A 24566-nucleotide genomic window follows, 5' to 3' on the forward strand; every position below is an offset into this window, starting at 1 on the left:
TTCTTTCATGGTCGGACGACATCCCAATGCACGGGTTTGTCGATCCCTTCGATATGCCGCGCATCATTCGCCTGCCACATCCGCCACGTGCGCGAAGGATAATCCGGGGCGATATAATTCTGTACGGCCCATACCGAACGGGGAAGGTCCGCGGTCACGGCATAAGCGGTATCGAACGCTCTGGTGATCTTGATGAGCACGGGCTTGCCGGTATGCGCCTCGACCATCTCCATATATCGGCGAAGGTCCTCCCGAACCTTCGCGGGCAAGGGACGGGTAGTGCAGTCCGGGGCGAAGTCGAGCACGACCGCCGCCGGCAGCGAATCTTCGGTGCGTGGGACGGTGGTGTTGAAGTTGTTGGCTTGGTCGGTCGCTGGCTTGCACAAGGAGTAACGATGCATCGCCCCGCGCCGCATCCCGGTCTCGCCGACGGCGTTCCAATTCTCCTCGAACCGCGTATCGCGCCGATCGGCACCGACCGTGGCGCGGAGGTACGCAAAGTCCGCACCGTCGCGTTTTACCGCCCACCAGTCGACCGGACCGTCCACGCCCGACACGTCGACGCCTTGAAACGTATATGGCGCACCGGGTCGCCACGTCATTGAATATACCCAAGCCACGATCGCCGCCACCCCGAGCGCCACAGCGACGCTCGCGAATACAGCGACCAGTCTGCCCAAACGGCGAACGGTCAACGCTTTACCCCTGATCTTATGCTTTGATGTGGAGGACGCAGATCAGCGTGAAGAGGCGTCGCGCGGTGTCGAAATCGATTTCGATCTTGCCGGCCAGCCGTTCGCGGAGAAGCTCTGCGGCTTCGTTGTGGATGCCGCGGCGCGCCATGTCCACCGTTTCGATCTGCGCGGGCGTCGCATTACGGATTGCCTGGTAGTAACTGTCGCAAATCGCGAAATAATCTCTGATCGGTCGGCGGAATCGGCCCATCCCCAGCACATAGGTTTCGAGCAGCGTCTCGTCATTGCGGTGGATGGCGATCGCAAGGCGGCCTTCCTCGACCGCCAGGGCGATTCGATAGGGCCCTGCATAGCTGTCCGGATATTCGCGCTGAGGCGCGAAATGGTTGCCTTCGATCAGGTCGAAGATCGCAATCCGCCGCTCCTGTTCGATATCCGCGGAACGCCACAGAATCGTGCGCTCGTCGAGCGTGACGGCAATGATGCGCGGATCGGCCATATGCCTGCCGTAGAGGGGAAGGGCAGGGAGAATCAACGCATTCCCGTCGTGCATATGCGGGGCGTTGCGCAAACTGTCCGGCGGCAATGCGGTTTGCCTGTTCTATCCACAATGATAGCAACATCTCTTGCCGAACTTGTTCGCGGGATACGCACATGCTTGTCCACAGACATATCCCACGAATTGCCGGAGTTATCCCGGCGATACCCACAGCTTTTCCGCACCTCACCCACAGGCAATACCGGAGTTATCCGCATACTTATCCACAGATCCGACGAGCGGTAGATCGCAACACGCTTGAGCGGTCGGCTCGACAGGTCCAGACCGCGCGCATGGCCACCGCATTTGCTCCTCCGCCCGTCGTCCCCGAAGCCGTTTCCTTGCCGCAGAACGTCGAGGCGGAAGCGGCGATGCTGGGGGCGATGATGATCGACAACCGGCTTGCCGACGATCTCGTCGACAAGCTGCAACCCGAGCATTTCTTCGAACCGCTCCACGGGCGCATTTTCAGCGCGATCAAGATGCTGCGCGGTAACGACATGCTGGTGACCCCGGTTACGCTGCGCCCGATGTTCGAACAGGATGCGGGGATGCGCGAACTGGGCGGCCCGGCGTATCTCGCGCAGCTGACGGGTAGCGGTGCGGGCCTGATCGGCGCGCGCCAGTTCGCCCAGCAGATCTACGATTTGGCGATGTTGCGCACACTGGTGACGGTTGGACGCGGACTAGTCGATCGCGCGATGGACACGTCCGAGGAGGTGAATCCACGCGCGCAGATCGAGGCCGCAGAGGAGGAACTGTTCAAGGTCGCGGCCGATGGCGGCAGCGAGAGTGCAATCAAATCGTTTGCGCAAGCGACGACGCTTGCGGTGCGCAATGCCGAGAAGGCGCTCAACAGCGGGGGTGGCCTGTCGGGGATCACCACCGGGCTCGACAGCGTCAACGCCAAGATCGGTGGCATGCACCACAGCGATCTCATGATCCTCGCCGGGCGTCCGGGCATGGGCAAGACCTCGCTTGCGACCAACATCGCGTTCAACGCGGCGGCGCGCTGGATGCGCGACATGCAGGACGGCATCAAGCCCGCCGATTCCGTCGGCGCGAAGGTCGCGTTCTTTAGCCTCGAAATGTCCGCCGACCAGCTTGCGACGCGTATTCTGTCCGAGCAGGCGCGGATTAGCTCGGAAGCGCTGCGCATGGGCAAGATCAGCCGCAACGAGTTCAACCAGCTTGCGGCGGCGGCGGCGGACCTCGAGAACCTCCCGTTGTTCATCGATGATACCGCGGGCCTGACGATCGGTGCCTTGCACACGCGAATGCGGCGGTTGCAACGACGGCATAACAACGAGATCGGGCTGGTGGTGGTCGATTACCTCCAGCTGCTGACCGGGTCGGGCAAAAGCTCGGAGGGCAACCGCGTGCAGGAAATTTCCGAGATTTCGCGTGGATTGAAGACGCTGGCAAAGGACATGAACGTGCCGGTGATGGCGCTGTCGCAGCTCAGTCGCGCGGTCGAAAGCCGCGAGGACAAACGCCCGATGCTGTCGGATCTTCGCGAATCGGGATCGATCGAGCAGGACGCGGACATCGTCTTCTTCGTTTTCCGCGAGGACTATTACGTCGCCTCGCGTGAACCCAAGCGCCCGGTCGAGGGGGACAACCCCAAGGTGTTCGAGGACCACGCGCAATGGGCGCTGGAGATGGAGCGGGTGTTCGGCCTAGCCGAGCTGATCGTCGCCAAGCAGCGCCACGGCGCAACCGGCAAGGTGATCCTGAAGTTCGAGCCGAGCGTTACGCGGTTCAGCGATTACGTGGGGTATTGAGAAGCGGGCTGTCGCAGCGTTCCCCTACCCCTTCCGCTTCCCCGGCGAAGGCCGGGGCCCAGTAGCGTCACCGGGATAGTCGCGCCGTGCGCACAGTTGCAAAAACCTGCGCTACTGGGCCCCGGCCTTCGCCGGGGAAGGGCAAATTGGGGAAGCGATAACAGAAGAAGTGCGAGTTTGAAGTGCGGCGAACGTTCAGAACACCGGTTCCTCACCCGGCGCTTCGGGAACGTGAATCCCGCATTCGACCTTGTCCCACCCGCGCCAGCGCCCCGCACGCGGATCTTCGCCGGGTTGTACCTTGGACGTGCACGGCGCGCAGCCGATCGACGGATAGCCCTGCGCCTCCAGCGGATGGCGCGGCAGTTTATGGTCGGCGAAATACGCTTCCAGTCGGGTCTTGTCCCAGTCTGCAAGCGGGTTGATCTTCAACCGCCCCTCGTCTTCCTCGAACCGGGGCATTGCGATCCGCGTGCCCGCCTGAAAGCCCTTACGCCCCGAGATCCAAGAATCGAACGGTGCGAGCGCACGCCGCAACGGTTCGACCTTGCGCAGGTCGCAGCATCCGTCGGGATCGTAATTCCAGCGAAGCCCCGTCGCGTCCTTGGCAGCGAGCAACCGCGGATCGGGACGGAAGACGCGCAGGTCGGTGAACCCGAGCATCTCCGACAGCTGGTCACGATACGCCAGCGTCTCGCCAAAGATCTTCTGTGTGTTGAGGAAGATCACCGGAATGTCGCGATCGACCTGCGCGATCAGGTGGAGCAGCACCGCGCTCTCTGCCCCGAATGAGGAGACTGCGGCAACACGGCCGCGTAATTCGCCCGTCAGCAACTCGCCGAGCAGGTCGCCCGTGCCGACGCCAGCATAGCGCGCCTCCAGCGCCGCTGCGTCGGCAGGCGTGAAGGGCGCGACGTCGATCAGGTCGAGTTTGCGCGCGCTGCTAGCCATGCCGCAGTTTCCACACCGGAACCTGGCCGTCTGCGGCCTTCTGATAGACGTGATCGTAGCGAGTCAGCGCTGCTTCCAACGTTGCCGGATCGATCTCCGCTTCCGGCGCAAAGCTGTCGAAACCGCACCGCTTCATGAAGAGGACCTGATCGACCAGCACGTCGCCTTGCGCACGCAGTTCACCGGTATAGCCCGCCTCGCGCAGAATCCGTGCCGCGGAATATCCGCGCCCGTCGCGGAAGCTTGGGAAGCTGACTTCGACCAGCGCGATGCGGTCGAGATGCGGGAGCAGCGCACGTGCGTCCTCCCCCGCTTCGAGGCGGACCGCCGTCGCGTTCGTCTGCGTGTCGAGGAAAGCGTCGAGCGTGACGGCTGGCTCGTCGTGGGTGGCATCAACCATAAAGCGCTTCCTTGAACGGTTCCATGCCGAGCCGGCGGTAGGTATCGAGGAAGCGTTCGCCCGCTTCCCGCTTGTCGAGATAGACGTTGGTCACGGTCTCGACCGCGTCGACGATGCCGTCCTCGCTAAAGCCTGGGCCTGTGATCCGGGCGAGGCTCGTGTCTTCGGCACCCGATCCGCCGAGGAGGAGCTGGTAATTCTCGGTGCCCTTCTTGTCGACGCCGAGGATGCCGATGTGGCCCGCGTGGTGGTGGCCGCAGGCGTTGATGCAGCCGCTGATCTTGAGCTTCAGCTCGCCCAGATCACGTTGCCGCTCGGGGTCAGCGAAGCGCGTGGCGATCTTCTGCGCGACCGGAATCGAGCGCGCGTTGGCGAGGCTGCAGTAATCGAGGCCGGGGCAGGCGATAATATCGCTGATCAGATCGACGTTGGCAGGCGCCAGGCCCGCCGCATCGAGGGCGCTCCAAACGTCGTGAAGGTCGCTTACGGCGACGTGCGGCAGGACGATATTCTGCGCATGAGTCACGCGCAACTCGTTAAAACTGAACCGTTCTGCCAGATCGGCCATGACGTCGATCTGGTCGGCCGTCGCATCGCCGGGGATGCCGCCGGTCGGCTTCAGGCTGATCGTCACGATCGCATAGCCGGGCTGCTTGTGCGCGACGGTGTTCTGCGCACGCCAGGCGTCGAACGCCGGGTTGGGCGCGGTGTCGGCCTGCGGTCCCACCGCGGCGAAGGCGGGGGGCGCAAACATCTTGGTAATGCGGTCGAATTCGGCCTTGGGCGGATCGAGCCCAAGCGCCTTGACCGCGACGAACTCCTCCTCGACCTGGCGGCGATATTCATCCGCACCCAGTTCGTGGATCAGGATCTTGATCCGCGCCTTGTAGATATTGTCGCGGCGGCCGTAGCGATTGTAGACGCGCAGACACGCCTCGACATAGCTGAGCAGGTCGTCCGCCGTGACGAAGTCCTTGATTTCGGGCGCGATCATCGGGGTGCGGCCCATGCCGCCGCCGACGAAGATGCGCCCGCCGAGGACGCCGTCGCGCTCGATCAGCTGAATGCCGATGTCGTGGAGACGCATCGCCGCACGGTCCTCGTCCGCGGCGATCACCGCGATCTTGAACTTGCGCGGCAAGTAGCTGAACTCAGGGTGGAAAGTGCTCCACTGGCGCAGCAGCTCGGCCCACACGCGCGGATCGGCGACCTCGTCCGCGGCGGCACCGGCGAACTGATCCGACGAGATGTTGCGGATGCAATTCCCGCTGGTCTGGATCGCGTGCATCTCGACCGTCGCCAGCTCAGCGAGGATGTCGGGTGCTTCGGACAGCTTGATCCAGTTGTACTGGATGTTCTGACGCGTCGTGAAATGGCCGTAGCCACGGTCATATTTACGCGCAATGTGCCCGAGCATACGCATTTGCCGCCCGTCGAGAGTACCATATGGCACCGCTACGCGCAGCATATAAGCATGAAGTTGCAGATATAGACCGTTCATCAACCGCAGCGGCTTGAACTGATCCTCGGTGATCTGCCCCGCGAGGCGGCGCTTCACCTGGTCGCGGAACTCCTCGACGCGGGCGTCGACGATCGACTGGTCGTACTGGTCATATTTATACATGGGCAATTCCGGGCAGGATCGCAGAAGGGGTTTTCACGCAAAGGCGCGAAGCCGCGAAGAGGGAAGACGATCGGTTTGCGGGACCGAACATCATATCACCCAGCTTCCGGCAGTCGGGTCGGCAGGCTTCAACGTCAGGTCGGGCCGCACCGTCGGACCCAGCGCACGAACGCGGTCCTTGATGTGCGCGGGGCGGGGGCCCTCGGGGGTCATCGTCGCGTCGATCACATAGGGGCCGGTCACATGCCGCGCGCCTTCTTCGACACGCGCGATGCTCTCGCCCTGGTCGGCGACGTCACCGGCGTCCTCGACATGGCGCGACCAGCCGTTGCCGGTCCACCAGATCACATCACCCGTCGGCAGATCATTTCCGGTCAGCAGTTTCACGCAGCAGTCTCCGCCAATGTCCCGGCGATTCGTGCCCAGGAACCCAATTTGTCTTCCGCGTCGGACAGTTCGACGACTTCGCCGACGATGATGATCGCGGGCGATGCAACCGCCTCGCGCTCGACCATCGCGCCGAGGTCGGCGAGCAAGGTGCGGATGGCGCGGTGGCCCTCCAGCGTCCCACGCTCGAGCACGGCAACCGGCATCTCGGGTGCGACGCCGTCAGACATCAGCTTGTCCGCGATGTCGGGCGCGGTTGCGACCCCCATGTAGATGACGAGCGTACGGCCCTTGCCGGCCAGCCCCGACCAATCCTGCTCGGCAAGCCCTTTGCACTGGCCTGCGACAAAGCTGACCGCGCTGGAATAATCGCGATGGGTGAGGGGCAGCATCACTTGCGCGGAGCAACCGAGCGCCGCGGACACGCCGGGGATGACCTCGACCAGCAATCCGGCAGCACGCACAGCCTCGACCTCTTCGCCGCCGCGCCCAAAAATGAACGGGTCGCCGCCTTTCAGTCGCACGACGACGCTGCCGGCCTTCCCGTGCTCGACCAGCAGGGCGTTGATTGCTTCCTGCGGTAACGTGTGGCGTGCGCGCTTCTTGGCGACCGAAATGCGCTGTGCTTGCGGTGGTGCGATGTCGAGAACGCGGGGGTCGATCAGCCCGTCATGGATGACGACGTCCGCCGCCTTCAGTGCCTCGACCGCGCGCACGGTAAGCAGGCCAGGGTCGCCCGGCCCGGCACCGACAAGAATGACTCGCCCGCGGGCGGTAGGATCAAGAAGTCTTGCCATCGCTGTCAGATGGGCTGGACCAAGCGCCACGGCAATTCAAGGATGCTTTGTCGGGGGGTAGGCAATCTTTCGTACGACCGGCGCTCCGGAGCGCCGGCCGCGTTACTCCTCGGTACGGATCAGAACCGCTTCGCCGATCATGAAGAACAGCAGGAACGGTGCCCAGGCCGCGAGGAAGGGCGGGTAGGCACCGATATTCCCCATCGCAAGCGCGAAATTGTCCGCGACGAAGTAGAGGAAGCCGAGCATCATCCCGATCACCGCACGGACGAACAGCTTGCCCGATCGCGCAAGACCGAAGGCGGCGACAGCACCGAGCAACGGCATCAGGATCGACGACAGCGGCGCGGACAGCTTGTGCCACATCGCGCCCTCCAGCGCCTTGGTCGGCCGTCCCCCGGCGCGCAGGTCCGCGATCGCGGAGCGCAATGCCCCGAACGACAGGCCCCCCGCGTCGATCGTCGACAAGGTGAATTGATCCGGACGAACCCCGTCGCCGATGACGGTCGTGGCAAGTGGTTGCTTCTTGCCCGTCACTACGTCGAAGCGCGCGGCGGGGGTCAATCGCCACCCGTTGCCCTCGCGGACCCCGGTCCCGCCGGTAACGACCGCGACTAGCGACCCGTTGGTGCGATCGAACAGCGTGACGTTGGTCAGGCGCGCCTTTGCGCCAATTCCGCTGACGCGTTCGACCTGGATCAGATCGTCGCCGTCGCGGACCCAGACGTTGGTTCGGTCGCCCCGGTCCACCGGCATCGGCCCGTAGGACACCTTCTGCCACGAATCGAGCGTCGCGGTCGCGCGGCTGACGACGCGGTCGTTGAAGGTGAAGGAAATGATCGCGACACCCAGGCTGGTGATCAGCAACGGGGCCAGCACTTGATGCGCGGACAGGCCGGATGCCTTGAGCGCGATGACTTCGCTGTTCTGGTTGAGCGTCGACAGCGTGATGATCGTGCCGAGCAGGACCGAGAAGGGCAGGAACTGCGCGACGATCTCCGGGATGCGCAGCGTCAGATATGTCCAGATCTGCGACTGGCCATTCCCCGGTTGCGCAAGGATATGGCCTGATTCGGTGAGAAGATCGAGCGCCTGGAGGATCAGCACGAGCATCGCGAGCACCGCGAAGGTGCGGATCAGGAACATCCGGCCCATGTAGATCGCGACCGTCCGCGACGGGAAGAGATCGAGGATCATGCGGCTTTCTCCCGGCGGCCGGGAATGAGCTTGAGGATCGCCTTGCCGAGCTTGGCGAAAACGCGTTCGAGCGCGCCGATCGGTTGTCCGCCTGGGACGAAGGCGACGGTGTAGAACATCCAGAGCGTCAGCCCCGCGAACACCACGAACGGCACCCAGATCGCGACCAGCGGGTCGATCTTGCCGAGACCGCCGACCGCCTGGGCGTATTCGTTCACCTTGTGATAGGCGACGATCATGATGATCGACAGGAAAACCCCCAGCGCCGAGGTCGAGCGCTTGGGCGGGACGCCGAGCGAGATTGCGAGGAGCGGGAGCAACAGGATCGTCAGCACTTCCGCGGTGCGGAAGTGGAAGGCGGCGCGGCTGGTATTGCGCAGCTGGCTCGGGGCGTCGCGATCCCGGCCGATGCGGGCAAGCTCGGGCAGGGTGCGTTCGAGGTTCTCGGCCCCTCGGACCCGGAAATTCTCGGTCTTGGGCAGCGGGATCGGCAAGTCGAACACGGTGAAGCGGAGCACGCGCGGCGTCGGTACCTTGGCCTCGGTGCGCACCAGCGTGCCCTGATCGAGCCGGAAGATGATCTCGTCGGGATTGTCGGTTGCGAAAAACTGCCCGCCCGCCGCGGTGATCGCGATCGACCCGCCCTTCTTGTCGTCACGGCGCAGGAAGATGCCCGACAGGCGGCGGCCCGACTCGTGGCTTTCTTCGATCCGCAGCGTCATGTCGCTGCCGAAGTGGGTGAACTCGCCGACCTTGATCGACGCGCCCAGTGCGCCGGTGCGCAATTCGTAGCGCAGCTTCTCGTAAGCATAGCGCGCATCGGGCTGGACGAAGCCGACGATCGCCAGGTTGATCGCGCCGAGCGCGATCGCATACATGTACGGTACGCGCAGCAGCCGCGGATAGCTCATGCCGACGGCGCGCATGACGTCCAGTTCGGACGAAGTCGCGAGCTTGCGGAAGGCGAGCAGGATGCCGAGCATTAGCCCGATCGGGATGCCGAGCCCGAGATATTCAGGGAGCAGGTTGGCGAGCATCCGCCACACGACGCTGACCGGTCCGCCTTCTGTTGCGACGAAGTCGAACAGGCGCAGCATCCGGTCGAGCACCAGCAGCATCGCGGAGATGATCAGCGTCGAGAACAGCGGCACCGCGATAAGCCGGGCCATGTAGCGGTCGATGGACTTCATGATGGCTGGGGGGACGCCTCTGGCCCAGGCGGATGCCGGGCGTGGTCCCGGCTATATCGCGACGTTCGCGGCTGAGCTACCCAAAGCTTTGCGCTCAATCCCTCATGCCGGTCGTTTCGGCGGGCAGTGCTGGCCGCAGCGTCTGGGGATCATTCCGCGGCGATGCTGTGGGGGGAATGCGACGGGCGGTCCTGCACCGCGGCGTCGATCGCCTGCGCCAGCCCCGCGAGCGTGAACGGCTTGCGCAAAACGTGCCGCCCGCCGAATTCCGCCTCGCCGCCGGCGTCTCCGGCGTATCCGGTCACGAACAGCACCGCCATGTTCGGACGCTGTGGCGCGACGGTGGCGATCAGTTCGGGGCCGGTGCGGCCGGGCATCAGCACGTCCGAAATGATCAGGTCGATGCTGCCAAGGCCGGCAAGCACTGCGGGGGCCGCGATCGGGTCGTCGCAGGCGATCGCACGGTGCCCGAGTTCCTCGAGCGCGCCCATCGTCGCGTTGAGCACGCGCGGGTCATCCTCCACCACGAAGATGTCGAGCCCTGAGCGTTCGTCCTCGATTGCAACAACCGGCGCGGGTGCGCTGCTGGTGTCGTCCTCCGCGATGTGACGGGGCAGGTACAGCGTGACCGTCGTTCCCTTGCCGACGACCGATTCGAGCAGGACCTCGCCGTCCGCCTGTCGCACGAAGGCGAACACCTGGCTGAGCCCGAGTCCGGTTCCCTTGCCCGAAGGCTTGGTGGTGAAGAACGGTTCGAACACGCGTTCCGCGAGATCGGGAGACATGCCGCATCCTGAATCCGACACCGCAAGCGCGATATACTCGCCCGTGCGGCACGTGCCGATCTCCCCCTGGAGCAACGTCACGTGGGTCACCGCGATGGAGAGGCCGCCACGCCCGTCCATTGCGTCGCGCGCGTTGACGGCGAGGTTGAGCACCGCATTCTCGAACTGGAGGCGATCGGACCGGACCATCCAGCCGCGCGCGGCATCGGCGCGGACCGATACCACCACGCCGTCGCCCAGCGTCCGGTCGAGCAGATCGGACATGCCGCCGATCAACACCGCGGGGTCGAGCGTTTCGGACCGGAGTGATTCTTCGCGGGAGAAGGCGAGCAGGCGGCGGGTCAGTGCCGCGGCACGGTCTGCGCCTTCGGCTGCGCTGGCGATGTGGCGCTGGGTGGCGGCGGGATCGTCGTCGACATGCCGCCGGGCAAGTTCCAGCCCGCCGATGACGACCGCGAGCATGTTGTTGAAGTCATGCGCGATCCCGCCCGTCAATTGACCGACGGCTTCGAGCTTCTGGACTTGTCGCAGTTTTGCTTCCTGCGCGAGCAATTCGGCCGAGGCCTTGGCGACCGCGGCTTCCAGTTCGATCGCGCGGTCTCGCTCCGATTCGGCTTCGGCGCGGGCCGCGGCGCTTTGGCCGAGCGCGGCGACGGTCAGCCAGCCCATCGCCAGCGCACCGAGCAGGATCAGGACGCCGAACACCCCGAGCGCGCTCGCAATCTTGCTGGACCGCGCAACCGATTTGAGCGCCGCCCCGCCGCGCTGTTCGAGCACGGTGCGTTCCTGGTCACCGATCAAGGTCAGCAACCGGTCGATCGCATCGCGCGCGGGCGTCTGCCGCACCTTGTAGTAAAGCCCCAGCGCCTGGGTATTGCGCTTGTAGAACGTGTTGAGCGCGATGGCGTCGAGTTCGGTGCTGCGCACCCTGAAGGCGTTGCGCAATGCCTCGATCGCAACCTGCTGGCGGGGGTTGTCGTGCGTGATCCGTTTGAGACGGCTGATCTGCTGCGATGCCAATTGCCAGTCGGCGGAATAGGCCCGGCCTACATGATCGTCGAGGCTGATGACATAACGGCCAAGCGACGCCTCGGCCCGGGCGAGCGTGCCGGCGAGGTTCGCCGTGAGGATCATAACGTCGTAGCTATGCTTCTGGAGCGTCAGCGCGCGATCGCGCTGCCGATCCGCGTCCCGCAGCGTGAGGCCAAGCGCGACGAGAACGAGCACGCCCAGCACGGCCATCACGACCAGCGTAAAGGAACGCCACGTCGTGCCTGACGTCGTGCCCTCCTCGGTTTCGCCGAAGTCCCCGATCATTCCATCAGCTTAGCGAATGGAATGACCGGTTGATAGGGGCGTTGCGCCCGTAACGATCAGGCAATGGCGCCGGTCGCGCGTCCTGCTGCCTCGAACATCTTCAGGACGGTGGCGATTTGCGCGGGCGTATGCTCGGCACAAAGCGAGCAACGCAGGAGATATGTGCCCGCCGGAGTCGCGGGGGGGCGCGCCATATTGACGTACAGGCCGCCCTCGAGCAGCGACTGCCACATCGCGACTGCCTGGGTCTGGTCTTCCAGGATGATCGCGAGGATTGCCGACTGTGGCGTCTCGGTGCCGAGGTGGAACCCCAACGCCTTCAGCCCGCCATGCAGCGCACGCGCGTTTTCCCACAGCTGGCGGCGCTTGTCGTGCGCATGCATCAGCTTGCGGATCGAGGTTGCTGCGGTCGCCACCACCGAGGGGGGGAGCGATGCGGTGAAGATGTACGGGCGGCACGCCATGCGGATCGCCTCGAACTTCGGGTGATTCGAGACACAGAACCCGCCGACCGTGCCGACCGACTTGGAGAAGGTGCCGATGATGAAATCGACGTCCGCCTCGCAGCCCTGGTCCTCATACACGCCGCGCCCGTTCGGGCCGAAGAAGCCCATCGAATGCGCCTCGTCCGACAGCACCATCGCGCCGTGCTTCTTGGCGATCGCGACCATTTCCTTCAGCGGGGCGATATCGCCGAGCATCGAATAGACGCCCTCGAGGATGACGAGCTTGCCGGCTTCCTTGGGCAGGCGGCCGAGGCGCTTGTCGAGATCCGCGACGTCATTGTGGCGGAAGCGGACAATCTCGGCATTGCCCTGCTTGCAGCCGTCGTAGATCGACGCATGGCTGTCCGCGTCGAGGATGATGTACTCGCCCTTGCCGACGAGCGTCGAGATCATCCCGAGGTTCGCCATATAGCCTGTCGAGAAGACGATCGCGCCGCTGACGCCGTAGAAATCGCGCAGTGCCTGCTCGACTTCCATATGATCGTGGAAGGTGCCGTTGAGCATCCGGCTGCCGTTGGTGCCCGACCCGAACTTGTCGAGCGCTTCCTTGCCCGCCGCGAGCACGTCGGGGTCGAAGGTCATCCCCATGTAATTGTACGTGCCGAGCAGGATCGTGTCGCGACCCTTGATCACCGCTTCGGTCGGGGATTTGACTTCGTCCATCACGATCGCGAACGGGTCGCGCACGCCGGTATCCTTGAGCGCCTGGCGTTCTGCGATCAGGCCGTCGAACTTGCTCATCAGGTCGCGCTCAGGTGCGACGGTCTCGGGTTCGGCGAGCGCGTGGGCGGTGGCAGCGGCTTCGGTCATCGTAAAATCAGCCCTTGAGCTTGGCGACGGCGTCGACGAGCTGGCCGACGGTCTCAATTTCGGCCTGCATGTTCATCGTGATGATGATGTCGAACTCGTCCTCGATCGCGGCGACGAAATCCATCACGGTCAGGCTGTCCCATTCGAGATCGCCCTGGAAGGTCGTCGCGTCGCTCAGCGTCACGCCCTTCTTGTTGAACGGCTCGATCTGCGCGGTGACGGTGTCGTAGATGGATTGGCGGTCGCTCATGCTCGGTCCTTGAAACTGGGTACGCTTTGCCGGGAAAATGCGGCGGCTTTATGCACCGCCTATAGCAAGCCGTTCGCGCGATACCATGCCGCGGTGTCGGCGAGGCCCTGCGCGGTCGGCACTTGCGGAGTCCATAGATCGGAGGATGGGCGCTTGGCCGGGTCGATCGTCCAGTCGGGATGGCACATGTAGCCGACGCGGTCGTGCGTCAGTTTCGCGGCCTTGCCGCGCAGCAGCGTGTCGCCGCGCGCGATCAGATCGAGGACGAAGCGGGGGAGGGCGATCGGCACGACGCGTTTGCGGCCCGAGGCGATGCCCATCGCGCTGAGCAGTTCGGCATGGCTCCAGCCGTCCGGACGACCATCGTCAGGCTCCAGGATCAGTTTGCCCGGATCGGTCTCCGCGACCGCGAGCAGCAGCATCGCGATATCGCCGACCTCGATCACCGACAGGCGACCGCCGGGGGGCAGCAAGGCGACCCCTTTGCTCGCCATGCGGAACAGGTCGCGCATCTCCATGTCGCCGGGACCGTAGATCGCCGGGGGGCGAACCATCGTCCAGTCGAGCGTGGAGGCCGCGACGACGGTTTCGGCCTCGCGCTTGGACCAGCCGTAGATCGAGATGTCGGGCTTGCGCGCAGCTAGCGAGGAGACATGGACGAACCGACGGACCCCTGCGCACATTGCTGCATCGACCACGGCTTGCGTGCCGGTAATGTTTCCGGCGACAAACCCCGCGCGATCGGGCGCGTTGACCACGCCGGCGACGTGCAGCACCGCGTCCGAGCCCGTAATGAGGGTGGTGAGTGCATCGGGCGTGTCGAGCGCGCCGGAGACCCAAGTGACGCCCGCGCGATCGGGCTGCGCGCGTCGGGTCAGCGCGCGGACGGTGTGTCCTCGGGCGAGTGCGAGATTGATCAGCCGGCTGCCGACGAAGCCGGTGCCGCCGGTGATGGCGAGGATTTTGGAGGTCATAGCAGCGCCATATGATTGCGGTGGATCAGCGCGGCGCGGGGCGCGTAGCCGAGAATGGCGGCTTGCGCCTCGCTGCGCAGGCCAATGATCGCAGCGGCCTCGGCGGCGTGATATTCGCTGAGGCCGCGCGCGAGGGTGCGGCCATCCGGGTCCATGACCGTGACAAGGTCGCCCCGCGCGAAGGTTCCCGCGACGCGAGTTGCCCCCGCCGCGAGCAGGCTCTTGCCGTTCCGGAGCGCGGCGATCGCGCCTGCATCGATCGTGATCTCACCCATCGCGGTCAGACCGCCTGCGAGCCACGCCTTGCGCGCGGGTGCGCTCTTTTCGGGGAGGAACACGCTGTGGCGGGCGGGTGTGGAGAGCGGATGGTCGATCTTGCCGCTGACGATCGCGAGCGTCGCGCCCGCTGCGTTGGCGATCCGGGCGGCTGCGATCTTGGACACCATCCCGCCGCTGCCCATGCCCGACGCCGAGCCGCGGTCCGCCATCGCCTCGATTGCGGTGTCGATCCGCTCGATCCGCGCGATGTGGTTGGCATCAGGCAGCGCCGGGTTGCGATCGTACAGGCCGTCGATGTCGCTCAGCAGGACGACACCCTGTGCGCCCGCCGCCTGCGCGACGCGCGCGGCGAGCCGATCGTTGTCACCGAAGCGGATTTCCTCGGTGGCGACGCTGTCATTCTCATTGATGACGGGCACGACGCCGAGCGACAGCAACCGACCGAGCGTGGCGGCGGCGTTGAGATAGCGTCGGCGGTCTTCCAGATCGTCAAGCGTCACCAGCATCTGCGCGGCGGTCAGCCCCTGCGCGGCGAGCATTTCGGCCCAGACCTGGCTGAGCGCGATCTGGCCGGTCGCGGCGGCGGCCTGCGCATCCTCGAGGCTGGCACGGCCACCCTTGACAAGGCCGAGCCGGCGCGCGCCGAGCGCGATTGCGCCGGAGGAGACGACCGCGACCTGTTGCCCGGCGCGGGCACGGTCGGCGATGTCGGCGACCAGCCCTTCGAGCCACTCGCGCCGCACCGTTCCATCAGGCGCGACGAGCAGCGCGGAGCCGACCTTGACGATCAGGCGTGGGCAGGAGGGGGGCGGGAAGACGGGCATGCGTGGGTTTGCGTTAGCGTGGCAGGGGCGCTGCGCCAATGCCCCTTGGCCGGGGATCGGTCGCGCGCGAAGATCTCGTCGTGGGGGATGGTGATGCCGAGGGTGGGGATAACGATCCCCGTTTGCGCGGAGAACATCTGCTCATACCACCCCATCGCCATGCGTTCCCGCGTGCGAACCATCTCGTTGATCGGATCCACGAACACGATGGTGCGAATGCTGGGCAGCGTTTCGTACAGATCGAGCTTGGTCCCCTGATCGAGCGTCGTGGTGCTGGGCGAAAGGACTTCGATTACTACCGTCGGGTCCGACAACGCCCGCACCTCGGTCAACTCGTCGCGCGGGCGCTGATCGCAGAAGATGCTGACGTCGGGGTAGCGCACGTCGGTCTCGGTGATCCGGACCGCCATGTCGGGGCCGTAGGGGCGGCACCGCGTCCCCTTCAACTTCATCCGCAGCCAGACGAAGATGTTCCCCTGAACCCAGGCGTGGGGCTCAGTGCCGCCCGCCATCATCACGATCACACCATCGGCAAGCTCGAACTTGCGATCCGTGCCGAACTCCATCGCGAGGAATTCGTCGGCCGTAATCTTTCGATAGGCGGGGTCGGGTCGCATGGCGGCATCATACCACCTGCGACCCGCCCGTCATAGACGGTGGCCCGTCCTCCTCAAACCGGCGACCACTCCGCCGGTTCGTCGCTGCCGTCCGCACGCTTCGCCACGGTCTCCGCTGGGCCGATCGCCTCGATCAGCCGGTTGAGGACCGCATCGATCCCATCACCGCTCGCGCCCGACATCGGCAGGACCTCCGCCTTGCTCGCGCGCTTGAGCTTGGTGATCAGCTTCTTGACGTCCGCCGGGTCGAGCGCGTCGATCTTGTTGAGGCCGATCACCTGCGGCTTATCCACAAGCCCCGCGCCGTATGCCTCGAGTTCTCCACGGACGATCCTGTAGTTATCCACAGGGTTATCCTCGGTCGCATCGACCAGATGGAGCAGCACCTTGCACCGCTCGATATGCCCGAGGAAGCGGTCGCCGATCCCCGCACCATCCGCCGCGCCCTCGATCAGGCCGGGAATGTCCGCGATTACGAATTCGCGATTATAGCGGCTGACCACGCCCAATTGCGGGCGGACGGTCGTGAACGGATAGGCGCCGACCTTTGCCTGCGCGTTGGTGACGGCATTGATGAAGGTGGATTTGCCCGCATTGGGCAAGCCAACGAGCCCGGCATCGGCAAGCAGCTTCAACCGCAGCCAGACATACATTTCCTGCGAGGGCCAGCCGGTGCCGTGCTGGCGCGGGGCGCGGTTGGTCGAGGTCTTGTAGGTCGCGTTGCCGCGTCCGCCATCGCCGCCGCGCAGGAACACGACTCGCTCGCCCGGTACGGTGAAATCGGCGAGCACTTCTTCCTGGTCTTCGGCCAGGACCTGTGTCCCGACCGGCACGCGGATGATGAGGTCGTCGCCGCCAGCGCCGGTGCGGTTCGAACCCGACCCGCCATTACCGCGCGGGGCGCGGAAATGCTGGGTGTAGCGGAAGTCGATCAGCGTGTTCAGGCCGGGGACGGCCTCGAAAATGATGTCGCCACCCTTGCCGCCGTTGCCGCCGTCGGGGCCGCCATATTCGATGAACTTCTCGCGCCGGAAACTGACGGCGCCGGGGCCGCCCGCGCCCGATCGGACGAAGATCTTTGCTTGGTCAAGAAAATGCATGGCCGCTCCTTAGCGGATTACGCGATTTTAGCCAGACTAGCCGAGTCGGCTTCCGATTCGCCACTGCGCGACGCAATCAGTGCACGAGTCGCTATCGTGCGCGCGGTCTCCGGCGGCAGGCCGAGCGCATTCGCCATTGCCCGCCCGAGCAGCGCATCGCCCATCGCCATCAGCACCAGTTGGAGCGTTTCCTCATGGATCGCTTTGCCTGCCGCATCGCCCTCGGCAAGATCGTCGACGAGCCGGTGGATCGCGGTCAGCACCGGATCGAGCGCGTCGTGGTTGCCCGACAGAATCATCCACGAGGCCATCGCGCCGGCACCGTTGGCGAACGCATCGAAGGTCAGGTCGACCACTTCGCGCGGATCCGCTTCGCCTGCGCGGGCGCGCTTGGCGGCATCGCCGATTTGCGCGGTGATCGTGTCGGCCAGATGCGTGATCAACGCGCGTTGCAGATCCGCCGCCGAGCCGAAATGGTGGAGCAGATTGGCATGGGTCCGGCCGATCCGCGCGGCGACGGCCTTCAGCGTGACGGCTTGCGGCCCCTGTTCGATCAACAGCGCGCGTGCAGCGTCGATAGCGGCATCGCGCGATTCTTCGGGGCTGAGACGCTTGCGAATAATTGACACGGTTGTAAGTAACGCCTATTGACAGTCTTGTCAGCAGTCACGGATCCTATGGTCCGCTGCATTGCAGAAACGTTTGGAGGTTTCCGTGGCGAAAGCAACCAGTCCCGCCGATCTGACGATCACGCCGCGCGACCTGCGCTTCGGGCGAGGCGTAACGATGCGGCGTTGGTGGCTCAACGACGATCCGTTCGCGACCGCTTTCTACAATGCGCTGTCGGTCACGTTTCCGAAGGGCGAAGGGTTCTTCGTCGACAGTGTCCGCAATTTTCGAGAAGGCACGCCGCCGCGGCTCCGGGCCGAGATTCAGGCGTTCATCAAGCAGGAAGTGATCCATACGCGCGAGCATGTCGCGTTCAACCGGCATGTCGCCGACCAAGGCTATGACACGCGGCTGCTGGAGCAGCATGTCGACGAGGCGCTGGCGCTGACCAAGGGGAAGCCGCCGATCGGTGCGCTCGCTGCGACGATGGCGCTCGAGCATTTCACCGCGATGCTGGCGCATGAACTGATTGCCAACCCGCGCCATCTCGCGGGGGGCGACGAACAGGCGGCGGCGTTGTGGCGCTGGCATGCCGCGGAGGAGATCGAGCATAAGGGCGTCGCCTATGACACCTGGCTTCATGCGACCCGCGACTGGCCGCGGCGGCGGCGCTGGCTGATCAAGGCGATCGTCATGCTGGCGACGACCAAGAAGTTCTTTGCCGGGCGGTACAAGGGGATGCTCGAGCTGCTGCGGCAGGACGGGATCACCGGCTGGCGCGCGCATCGCGGGATCCTGTGGTACGCGCTTGGCCGCCCGGGGATGGCGCGCAAGATCCTCGGGGCGTGGATCGCGTTCTTCCTGCCGGGCTTCCACCCGTGGAAACATGACGACCGCGCGCTGATCGCGCTGGCCGAGAGCGACTATGCCGCTGCTGTGCTGCCGCGCGTGGCGGTGGTGGGCTAAACTCTGCGGGGCGGTGACCGAATTGGTACTGCAGCCGTAGGTGTGCAATAAGTCACGCTAAAGTGAGATGAGAGTGGCTCGAGTGGCTCCTCCGCGGAGAGGGCAGCGGTCACGAGTTTTGGCTTGTGCTTCTTCCGGCCAGTCCTGATGGGTGGGTTGCACCCTCACGACAGGAGAGACGGTTTGTCGCGGTTCCAGTTCGTCGTGCCAGTTCTGCTTATTCTTGGTTTTGCCGGGGCGGCTCAAGGCGAGGCCAGCACGTTCAAGGGTTCGCCTGCAAAGGTCCAGGTTCCGAAGGTGGAACGCGAGGGGATATGGCAGCCAGCCCCGGGTGGAACACAGGTGCCGCTCTGGCCCGCGAGCGTCGTTTTGGCACAGCCCGACACGGGCGATCATCCCGAAGCGACCGGTAATGGCTCGCCGCTCGTGGGTGGACGGATGTGGTATTGGGCAAGCTATGTCACCCGACCGACCATAACCATCTACCGGCCAAAAGGGCGCAACACCGGGGCCGCGATGATGGTCCTGCCCGGCGGCGGGTTTTACGCCGTGGCGACCGATCTTGAAGGGACCGAAATCTGCGACTGGGTCGTGCGACAGGGCATGACCTGCGTGCTGCTCAAGTATCGGACACCGCAAGTGTGGGAGAACGCGATCGGAAAGCAGCAGCGGCCGAAGGTACTGCTGGGGCTTGAAGACGCGCAGCGCGCGATGGGGATGTTGCGGGAACGTGCCTCCAGCTACGGGATCGATCCGCACAGGATCGGTGTGATCGGCTTTTCCGCAGGCGCTTATCTCGTGGCGAACATGAGCAACACGGAGGAGCGTACATACCCGCTGACCGACGCTGCCGACCGGCAGTCGCCGCGGCCCGATTTTGCGATCGTCGCCTATACGGCGCGGATGCTCGATAGCAGCAAGGGGAAGAACAACCTCGAGCTGCAACCGTGGGTCAAGATCAGCGCGAAAGCACCACCGACGCTCATCCTCCACGCGATGAACGATCCGACGGACAACGTGCGTCAGGGCATGGCCTATGGGCTGGCGTTAAACGACGCTGGCGTGCCGGTGGACATGCGTCTCTATGCGAAAGGCGGTCACGCGTTCGGGATGCGACCGACCGCCGATCCGATCACCAGGGAGTGGCCGGGACAGGTCAAGCAATGGCTGCGAAACCTCGGTATGCTTGGACACCGATAGCAGTTCCGTCAGCCAAGGCAGATCACGCCGCCAGCGGCATCGCCTGCGCCGGCGCCAGATCTAGCGCATAGTCGACGCCAGCCACATCCGCGCCCCGCGCGCGGCAGGCGCGCTGCGCGACGCCGGTTTCGCGGAAGCCGAGCTTGCGCAGCACCCGGCCCGATCCCGGATTGTCGTGGAAGTGCCCCGCGTGGACATGCCGCAGGCCAAGCGCATGGCGCGCCATGTCGATCACCGCGCGGCCCGCCTCGGTGGCGTAGCCGCGGCCCCAGGCGTCGGGCGTCAGCCAATAGCCGAACTCGTGGCCCGATTCGTCCTGCGTGAACCCGATTCCTCCGACGAGCCGTGGCTTTGCGCCGCCGTGCGCGAGGATCAGCATCCGTGGGCTGCGGTGGTCGCGGGGCAGTGTCAGAAACGCCTCGGCATCCGTCAGCGTGTAAGGCCACGGCGCGCGCGCCAGCATCGTGCAGACCGATTCGTGCGCGATCGCTTCGACCAGCGCGGGGGCGTCCTCCGGCCAGCCGGGGCGCAGCGTCAATCTCGAAGTCCGAGCGAACATGATACGACTCTCCTCAGGCGGCGTCGCTCGCATGCCGGGATGACATGGATGCGACAGCGGGGAGGGAGCCATGAAAAAAGGGAGCCGGGGCGACCCGTCTCCCTTGTTTCGGTATCCTTGCGGATACGCGGGTCGCCCTGGTGGGCAACCCGTCCGGTTGCCCGTTATTCTGCGGCTTGCGCCAGCATCTCGACCGAGCAGAATTTGCGGCCGAGCTTGCCCTGGTGGAAGGTCACGCGGCCTTCGACGAGCGCGAACAAGGTGTGATCCTTGCCGATGCCGACGTTGGTGCCCGGGTAGAACTTCGTGCCGCGCTGACGCACGAGAATGTTGCCCGGAATGGCGATCTCGCCACCGAACTTCTTCACGCCAAGGCGACGGCCTGCCGAATCGCGACCGTTGCGCGAAGAGCCGCCTGCTTTCTTATGTGCCATCTCGAACTACTCCTTACGCCTGAGCGGCCGGGGCATCGGCCTTGGCCGGTGCTGCCTGCTTGTCATTGTTGCCGATCGCGGTGATGCGCAGGATCGTGTGACGCTGGCGATGACCGTTCTTGCGGCGATAGTTGTGACGGCGACGCTTCTTGAAGACGATGACCTTGTCCGCCTTCGCCTGCGCGATGATTTCTGCCGAGACCGTCAGGCCCTCGACCGAATGCAGCTCCGAGCCTTCGCCCGCCAGCAGAATGTCGCCGAGCGTGATCGACGCGCCGGCTTCACCGTCGAGCTTCTCAACGACGATCTTGTCTCCGGCGGCAACGCGATACTGCTTGCCGCCTGTGCGCACGATTGCGAACATGGCCCTCATCACCTTCAAAATACCTGTGCTCCACGCCACGGCAAGCCGAGCGCGGGAAAGAAGCGCCAGCTATGCCAAGCGTGGCGCGGTGTCAACCGCCGAGGCCGCCGGATGACCGCCAAAAGCGTTGCACAAACGCAATAGGACCACACGAATCGGTTCGGTTCGGACCCTTCTTGCGACGGTCGGTGAACTTTTTGTTGCAATGCGTCAGAACCTATGGCGTCATCGTGTTGGAACAGATGGAGCAATTACCAAATCAGCATCCACGGGATGCAATGAAGTAATAAGCGCCACAGGTTTTCGAGGCGGCAGAGACTGAGGCGCGAAATAAGGCGTCCGGTCAAGGTATGCGTGTCAAGTGTTCGGCAGGATTACTGGAATGTCGTGTTTTGCGGCAGGGGGAACTGCGTCAGCCACTTACTGTGGCGGCGTAGCTTTGGTGATGAATGACCTGACAACTGTAGAACCCTGGGAGGATTTCCTTGCTTTACAAACACTCCATTTCGACGCTTGCGCTTGTCGCGAGTATGTCGGCGATGCCTGCGCTGGCGGCAACGAATGACCAGGCGAACACCGCCATCGCGGCTGCAGCTGTGCCCGCGATCGCGCAGACTGACCCCGCGGACCCAAGTGCCGGTGACGTACCCCCGAATGACATCGTCGTGATCGGGACCAGGCGAACCGATCGCACCCTCACCAATTCGCCGTCGCCGGTCGACGTGATCAGCTCGGCCGAACTGACGTCGCAACCCGCGACCAACATGATCGACGCGCTCAAGAACATCGTCCCGTCCTTCTACGTCGGGCAGAATACGATCTCGGACGCGTCGACCTTCGTTCGGTCGCCTTCGCTGCGCGGATTGTCGGGCGATCAGGTGCTCGTGATGCTCAACGGCAAGCGGTATAACCGGTCGGCGCTGGTGCAGGTCTATGGCGGCAGCGATACCGGCCTTGGCCGTGGCGCGCAGGGACCTGATATCTCTGCAATCCCATCACTCGCGATCGGCAGCCTGCAGGTGCTGCGCGAAGGCGCGACCGCGCAATATGGGTCGGACGCGATCGCCGGCGTGCTCAACTACGGATTGCGCGAGGATCAGGGAATCGAGCTGGTCGGGCGTGCCGGCCAATATTACGCCGGCGACGGCGAAAGCTATCAGATTGCGGGCAACGTCGGGTTCAAGCGCGACTTCGGCTTCATCAACCTGACCGGCGAATATACCGATGACGGGCAAACCAGCCGCGGCGTGACGCGCCCCTCCGCTGCCAATTTTGCGAACAATTTCCCCGCGCTGGCGTCGCAATTGCCCAACTATCCGCTGCCGGTGCAGATCTGGGGCAGCTCGCCGTCGAAAGCCTATAAAGGCGTGGTCAACGCGGCGCTCAACGTGACCGACTCGAGCAAGATCTACTTCTTCGGCAATTACGCGAACAGGGAGGGCAACCAGAGCTTCAACTATCGCGCTTCGGTGTCGAGCACGGCGGTCGATTCGAACGGCGTGGTGCGCAATCAGGGCGCCAATGGCGCGTTCAACAACACCTTCTTCCTGACGGCGTGCCCGGCAGGCAACGCGACCTGCCCGGCGGGTGGATTTGTCCGTGACACCAACACCTTCCGCTTCGGCCAGCTTTATCCGGCAGGTTTCACCCCGCGCTTCGTTGGCAAGACCGAGGAATTGTACGGCGTGCTCGGCTACAAGGGCACGGCAGGCAAGTTCAGCTATGACGTATCGGGCACGCTGGCGCGCAACACCATGTCGCTGTCGATGTATGATTCGGCGAACTTCTCCTACGGCCCGCAGACGCAGACGCGCTTCGAGTTCGGCGATCTCATTCAGAACGAGATGAACTTCAACGCGGACTTCACCTATGCCGCCGACCTCGGGCTCGCCAGCCCGCTGACGATCTCGGCCGGTGGCGAATTCCGCAAGGAAACCTACGAACAGACCGCAGGTGACGCGCAATCCTATGGGGCTGGACCCTATGCCGTCGCGCAACAACTCTACACGCAGACCGCGCCGGGGGTGTATGCCTTCTCGGGCACAAGCGCCGCGCAAGGCGTGGGGGCAAGCGGCTATGCCGGCACGAGCCCGAGCACCGCAGGCAAGTTCAGCCAGGAGAACTTCGGCGCTTATGTCGGGCTGGAAACCGACATTACCGAGGCGTTCACCGTGGGGGCTGCGGGGCGATACGAACATTACAACACGTTCGGCGATGCCTGGGTCGGCAAGGTCAACGCGCTCTACAAGCTGGTGGACGCGCTGTCGGTGCGCGGCAGCTTCGGCACGGGCTTCCATGCGCCATCCCCGGGGCAGGCGAACGTCTCGATCGTCACGACCTCGTTCAACAATGGCGTCGCGTTCCAGAGCGGGACCTATCCGACCAACAATGCGGTCGCGCAATATTATGGCGCGACGACGCTGAGCCCGGAAAAGTCGACCAATTACGGCCTAGGGTTCGTCCTGGAGCCGTTGCGTGCGATGACGATCACGGTCGATGCCTATCAGATCAACCTGCGCGATCGAATCGGCCTGACGTCGCCCTTCATCGTCAGCGCAGCGGATCTGGCGGCGCAACCCGCGCTGCTGCCGGTCGGGGTCGGGGGGCAGGTGCAGTATTTCACCAACGGCTTCCGCACACGGACGCGCGGCGTCGACGTGGTCGCGACCTATCGTGCCCGGGTCAGCGAGGCGCAGCTCAATTTCTCGCTCGCCTATAACTACAACAAGACCAAGGTGACCGGGTCCGATGCCCGCGTGGTCAGCGTTGCGCAGCTGATCGACGCCGAGAACCTCGCACCGAAGCACCGAATCGTGTTCAATTCCGGGCTGACGCTGGGCGACTTCGGCTTCACCGTGCGCGAGAACTATTACAGCTCCTGGACCAGCGCGCAGGATTATGGCCAGACCAACGGCGTCGCGAACCAGACCTTCCGGGGCAAGTTCGTGACCGACCTCGAGCTAAACTACACCTTCGCCAAGCACTTCACGCTGGCGATCGGCGCGCAGAACTTCCTCGACGAGAAGCCGGACCGGCTGAAGGCGACGTCGACGGTGCAATTGTACCCGCTGACCGGGGGAACGTCGGACGGGCAGGTCTATGCCCGCAACGGGGGGCCGTTCGGGTTCAACGGCGGCTTTTACTACACGCGGCTTCGCGTGAAATATTGAGGTTGGGTTCCCGGGGCATCAGCGCGTCCCGGGGTTCTCGCGTCGAGAGGAGCGTGCCCGGACGCTAAGCATTTCCGACGTGATTTAATACCTGCTTCCCCGGCGAAGGCCGGGGCCCAGTCGGAATGGCCGAGGTAACGATGCGCCGTGCCCGCATTCTACCGTTTCTCGACTGGGCCCCGGCCTTCGCCGGGGAAGTAAGCGGAAATTGGGGAGGCGCGTTAGACCGGCGCCATCCC

The 24566-nt window shown here is 64.6% G+C and carries 24 protein-coding genes; 4 read left to right on the forward strand and 20 right to left on the reverse strand.

The window, feature by feature from the left end:
* Positions 1-5: 5 nt before the first annotated feature.
* Positions 6-602, reverse strand: coding sequence for a glycoside hydrolase family 25 protein (locus ABIC17_RS05425; protein WP_354279844.1), 597 nt, complete (start codon positions 600-602; stop codon positions 6-8).
* A gap of 109 nt (positions 603-711) precedes the next feature.
* Positions 712-1194 carry a UPF0262 family protein gene (locus ABIC17_RS05430; RefSeq protein WP_354279846.1) on the reverse strand — a complete coding sequence of 161 codons (483 nt, stop codon included), beginning with the start codon at positions 1192-1194 and terminating at the stop codon, positions 712-714.
* A gap of 332 nt (positions 1195-1526) precedes the next feature.
* Between ABIC17_RS05430 and ABIC17_RS05435 the strand changes: the two genes are divergently transcribed.
* Entirely contained in the window at positions 1527-3017 is a 1491-nt protein-coding gene (locus ABIC17_RS05435; RefSeq protein ID WP_354279848.1) for a replicative DNA helicase, read from the forward strand.
* 195 nt (positions 3018-3212) lie between these two features.
* Here the strand turns inward: ABIC17_RS05435 and ABIC17_RS05440 are convergent, their stop codons facing one another.
* The 15 genes from ABIC17_RS05440 to ABIC17_RS05510 all read right to left on the reverse strand — a co-directional run bounded on the left by ABIC17_RS05440 (position 3213) and on the right by ABIC17_RS05510 (position 17654).
* Positions 3213-3968 carry a phosphoadenylyl-sulfate reductase gene (locus ABIC17_RS05440; RefSeq protein ID WP_354279850.1) on the reverse strand — a complete coding sequence of 252 codons (756 nt, stop codon included), beginning with the start codon at positions 3966-3968 and terminating at the stop codon, positions 3213-3215.
* Positions 3961-4368, reverse strand: coding sequence for a DUF934 domain-containing protein (locus tag ABIC17_RS05445; protein WP_354279852.1), 408 nt, complete (start codon positions 4366-4368; stop codon positions 3961-3963). Before ABIC17_RS05445 ends, ABIC17_RS05440 begins: the two co-directional genes overlap by 8 nt.
* Positions 4361-5992 (reverse strand): nitrite/sulfite reductase, encoded by a 1632-nt coding sequence (locus ABIC17_RS05450; RefSeq protein WP_354279853.1) that lies wholly within the window; start codon positions 5990-5992, stop codon positions 4361-4363. Before ABIC17_RS05450 ends, ABIC17_RS05445 begins: the two co-directional genes overlap by 8 nt.
* Before the next feature lie 90 nt (positions 5993-6082).
* On the reverse strand, positions 6083-6379 hold the full coding sequence (locus tag ABIC17_RS05455; RefSeq protein ID WP_354279855.1) for a DUF2849 domain-containing protein: 297 nt from the start codon (positions 6377-6379) through the stop codon (positions 6083-6085).
* Positions 6376-7176, reverse strand: a complete 801-nt coding sequence (gene cobA / locus ABIC17_RS05460) for a uroporphyrinogen-III C-methyltransferase (protein ID WP_354279857.1) — start codon at positions 7174-7176, stop codon at positions 6376-6378. The genes ABIC17_RS05455 and cobA overlap by 4 nt, the downstream gene beginning before the upstream one ends.
* A 102-nt stretch (positions 7177-7278) precedes the next feature.
* Positions 7279-8373 (reverse strand): LPS export ABC transporter permease LptG, encoded by a 1095-nt coding sequence (gene lptG / locus ABIC17_RS05465; protein WP_354279859.1) that lies wholly within the window; start codon positions 8371-8373, stop codon positions 7279-7281.
* Entirely contained in the window at positions 8370-9563 is a 1194-nt protein-coding gene (gene lptF, locus ABIC17_RS05470) for an LPS export ABC transporter permease LptF (RefSeq protein WP_354279860.1), read from the reverse strand. The genes lptG and lptF overlap by 4 nt, the downstream gene beginning before the upstream one ends.
* Positions 9564-9712: 149 nt before the next feature.
* Positions 9713-11665 (reverse strand): ATP-binding protein, encoded by a 1953-nt coding sequence (locus tag ABIC17_RS05475; RefSeq protein ID WP_354279861.1) that lies wholly within the window; start codon positions 11663-11665, stop codon positions 9713-9715.
* A 56-nt stretch (positions 11666-11721) separates the two neighbouring features.
* Positions 11722-12981 (reverse strand): serine palmitoyltransferase, encoded by a 1260-nt coding sequence (gene spt, locus ABIC17_RS05480; RefSeq protein WP_354279863.1) that lies wholly within the window; start codon positions 12979-12981, stop codon positions 11722-11724.
* Positions 12982-12988: 7 nt separating this feature from the next.
* Positions 12989-13231, reverse strand: coding sequence for an acyl carrier protein (locus ABIC17_RS05485; RefSeq protein ID WP_010162746.1), 243 nt, complete (start codon positions 13229-13231; stop codon positions 12989-12991).
* A gap of 59 nt (positions 13232-13290) precedes the next feature.
* Positions 13291-14205 (reverse strand): NAD(P)H-binding protein, encoded by a 915-nt coding sequence (locus ABIC17_RS05490; RefSeq protein ID WP_354279865.1) that lies wholly within the window; start codon positions 14203-14205, stop codon positions 13291-13293.
* Positions 14202-15308: a glutamate 5-kinase gene (proB, locus tag ABIC17_RS05495; protein ID WP_354279867.1), complete on the reverse strand. Its 1107-nt coding sequence runs from the start codon at positions 15306-15308 to the stop codon at positions 14202-14204. The genes ABIC17_RS05490 and proB overlap by 4 nt, the downstream gene beginning before the upstream one ends.
* Positions 15272-15925: a Uma2 family endonuclease gene (locus ABIC17_RS05500; protein WP_354279868.1), complete on the reverse strand. Its 654-nt coding sequence runs from the start codon at positions 15923-15925 to the stop codon at positions 15272-15274. Before ABIC17_RS05500 ends, proB begins: the two co-directional genes overlap by 37 nt.
* 53 nt (positions 15926-15978) lie before the next feature.
* Positions 15979-17025: a GTPase ObgE gene (obgE, locus tag ABIC17_RS05505; RefSeq protein ID WP_354279870.1), complete on the reverse strand. Its 1047-nt coding sequence runs from the start codon at positions 17023-17025 to the stop codon at positions 15979-15981.
* A gap of 17 nt (positions 17026-17042) precedes the next feature.
* The gene (locus tag ABIC17_RS05510; protein WP_354279872.1) at positions 17043-17654 is read right to left on the reverse strand and encodes a TetR family transcriptional regulator; all 612 of its coding nucleotides are present in this window, start codon (positions 17652-17654) and stop codon (positions 17043-17045) included.
* 85 nt (positions 17655-17739) lie between these two features.
* On the opposite strand from ABIC17_RS05510, the gene ABIC17_RS05515 reads away from it, so the two are divergent.
* Together ABIC17_RS05515 and ABIC17_RS05520 are read left to right on the forward strand one after the other, a co-directional pair.
* Positions 17740-18600 carry a metal-dependent hydrolase gene (locus ABIC17_RS05515; protein ID WP_354279874.1) on the forward strand — a complete coding sequence of 287 codons (861 nt, stop codon included), beginning with the start codon at positions 17740-17742 and terminating at the stop codon, positions 18598-18600.
* A 123-nt stretch (positions 18601-18723) separates the two neighbouring features.
* A complete protein-coding gene (locus tag ABIC17_RS05520) occupies positions 18724-19800 on the forward strand; it encodes an alpha/beta hydrolase (protein ID WP_354279876.1) in 1077 nt (358 codons plus the stop codon).
* 22 nt (positions 19801-19822) lie between these two features.
* Here ABIC17_RS05520 and ABIC17_RS05525 read toward each other — a convergent pair whose 3' ends face one another.
* From ABIC17_RS05525 to rplU, 3 genes are all read right to left on the reverse strand, one after another.
* On the reverse strand, positions 19823-20359 hold the full coding sequence (locus ABIC17_RS05525) for a GNAT family N-acetyltransferase (RefSeq protein ID WP_354279877.1): 537 nt from the start codon (positions 20357-20359) through the stop codon (positions 19823-19825).
* Between the two features lie 164 nt (positions 20360-20523).
* Complete coding sequence (gene rpmA / locus ABIC17_RS05530) at positions 20524-20793, reverse strand: 50S ribosomal protein L27 (protein ID WP_277968727.1); 270 nt, start codon at positions 20791-20793, stop codon at positions 20524-20526.
* Positions 20794-20806: 13 nt separating this feature from the next.
* Positions 20807-21157, reverse strand: a complete 351-nt coding sequence (gene rplU, locus ABIC17_RS05535; protein ID WP_010162753.1) for a 50S ribosomal protein L21 — start codon at positions 21155-21157, stop codon at positions 20807-20809.
* A 530-nt stretch (positions 21158-21687) separates the two neighbouring features.
* Here rplU and ABIC17_RS05540 point away from each other — a divergent pair.
* Positions 21688-24327, forward strand: a complete 2640-nt coding sequence (locus ABIC17_RS05540) for a TonB-dependent receptor plug domain-containing protein (protein WP_354279879.1) — start codon at positions 21688-21690, stop codon at positions 24325-24327.
* Positions 24328-24566: the final 239 nt, after the last annotated feature.

Source organism: Sphingomonas sp. PvP056 (assembly GCF_040549155.1).
GTDB lineage: Bacteria > Pseudomonadota > Alphaproteobacteria > Sphingomonadales > Sphingomonadaceae > Sphingomonas.

What these genes read in the sequence shown, in the direction of transcription:
- rpmA (WP_277968727.1), bottom strand. Translation starts at nt 20,793, where the DNA reads ATGGCACATAAGAAAGCAGGCGGCTCTTCGCGCAACGGTCGCGATTCG.
- spt (WP_354279863.1), bottom strand. Translation starts at nt 12,981, where the DNA reads ATGACCGAAGCCGCTGCCACCGCCCACGCGCTCGCCGAACCCGAGACC.
- ABIC17_RS05430 (WP_354279846.1), bottom strand. Translation starts at nt 1,194, where the DNA reads ATGGCCGATCCGCGCATCATTGCCGTCACGCTCGACGAGCGCACGATT.
- obgE (WP_354279870.1), bottom strand. Translation starts at nt 17,025, where the DNA reads ATGCATTTTCTTGACCAAGCAAAGATCTTCGTCCGATCGGGCGCGGGC.
- ABIC17_RS05540 (WP_354279879.1), top strand. Translation starts at nt 21,688, where the DNA reads ATGTCGGCGATGCCTGCGCTGGCGGCAACGAATGACCAGGCGAACACC.
- ABIC17_RS05500 (WP_354279868.1), bottom strand. Translation starts at nt 15,925, where the DNA reads ATGCGACCCGACCCCGCCTATCGAAAGATTACGGCCGACGAATTCCTC.
- ABIC17_RS05485 (WP_010162746.1), bottom strand. Translation starts at nt 13,231, where the DNA reads ATGAGCGACCGCCAATCCATCTACGACACCGTCACCGCGCAGATCGAG.
- lptF (WP_354279860.1), bottom strand. Translation starts at nt 9,563, where the DNA reads ATGAAGTCCATCGACCGCTACATGGCCCGGCTTATCGCGGTGCCGCTG.
- ABIC17_RS05440 (WP_354279850.1), bottom strand. Translation starts at nt 3,968, where the DNA reads ATGGCTAGCAGCGCGCGCAAACTCGACCTGATCGACGTCGCGCCCTTC.
- ABIC17_RS05435 (WP_354279848.1), top strand. Translation starts at nt 1,527, where the DNA reads ATGGCCACCGCATTTGCTCCTCCGCCCGTCGTCCCCGAAGCCGTTTCC.
- ABIC17_RS05525 (WP_354279877.1), bottom strand. Translation starts at nt 20,359, where the DNA reads ATGTTCGCTCGGACTTCGAGATTGACGCTGCGCCCCGGCTGGCCGGAG.
- ABIC17_RS05450 (WP_354279853.1), bottom strand. Translation starts at nt 5,992, where the DNA reads ATGTATAAATATGACCAGTACGACCAGTCGATCGTCGACGCCCGCGTC.
- cobA (WP_354279857.1), bottom strand. Translation starts at nt 7,176, where the DNA reads ATGGCAAGACTTCTTGATCCTACCGCCCGCGGGCGAGTCATTCTTGTC.
- lptG (WP_354279859.1), bottom strand. Translation starts at nt 8,373, where the DNA reads ATGATCCTCGATCTCTTCCCGTCGCGGACGGTCGCGATCTACATGGGC.
- ABIC17_RS05445 (WP_354279852.1), bottom strand. Translation starts at nt 4,368, where the DNA reads ATGGTTGATGCCACCCACGACGAGCCAGCCGTCACGCTCGACGCTTTC.
- ABIC17_RS05475 (WP_354279861.1), bottom strand. Translation starts at nt 11,665, where the DNA reads ATGATCGGGGACTTCGGCGAAACCGAGGAGGGCACGACGTCAGGCACG.
- ABIC17_RS05425 (WP_354279844.1), bottom strand. Translation starts at nt 602, where the DNA reads ATGACGTGGCGACCCGGTGCGCCATATACGTTTCAAGGCGTCGACGTG.
- rplU (WP_010162753.1), bottom strand. Translation starts at nt 21,157, where the DNA reads ATGTTCGCAATCGTGCGCACAGGCGGCAAGCAGTATCGCGTTGCCGCC.
- ABIC17_RS05490 (WP_354279865.1), bottom strand. Translation starts at nt 14,205, where the DNA reads ATGACCTCCAAAATCCTCGCCATCACCGGCGGCACCGGCTTCGTCGGC.
- proB (WP_354279867.1), bottom strand. Translation starts at nt 15,308, where the DNA reads ATGCCCGTCTTCCCGCCCCCCTCCTGCCCACGCCTGATCGTCAAGGTC.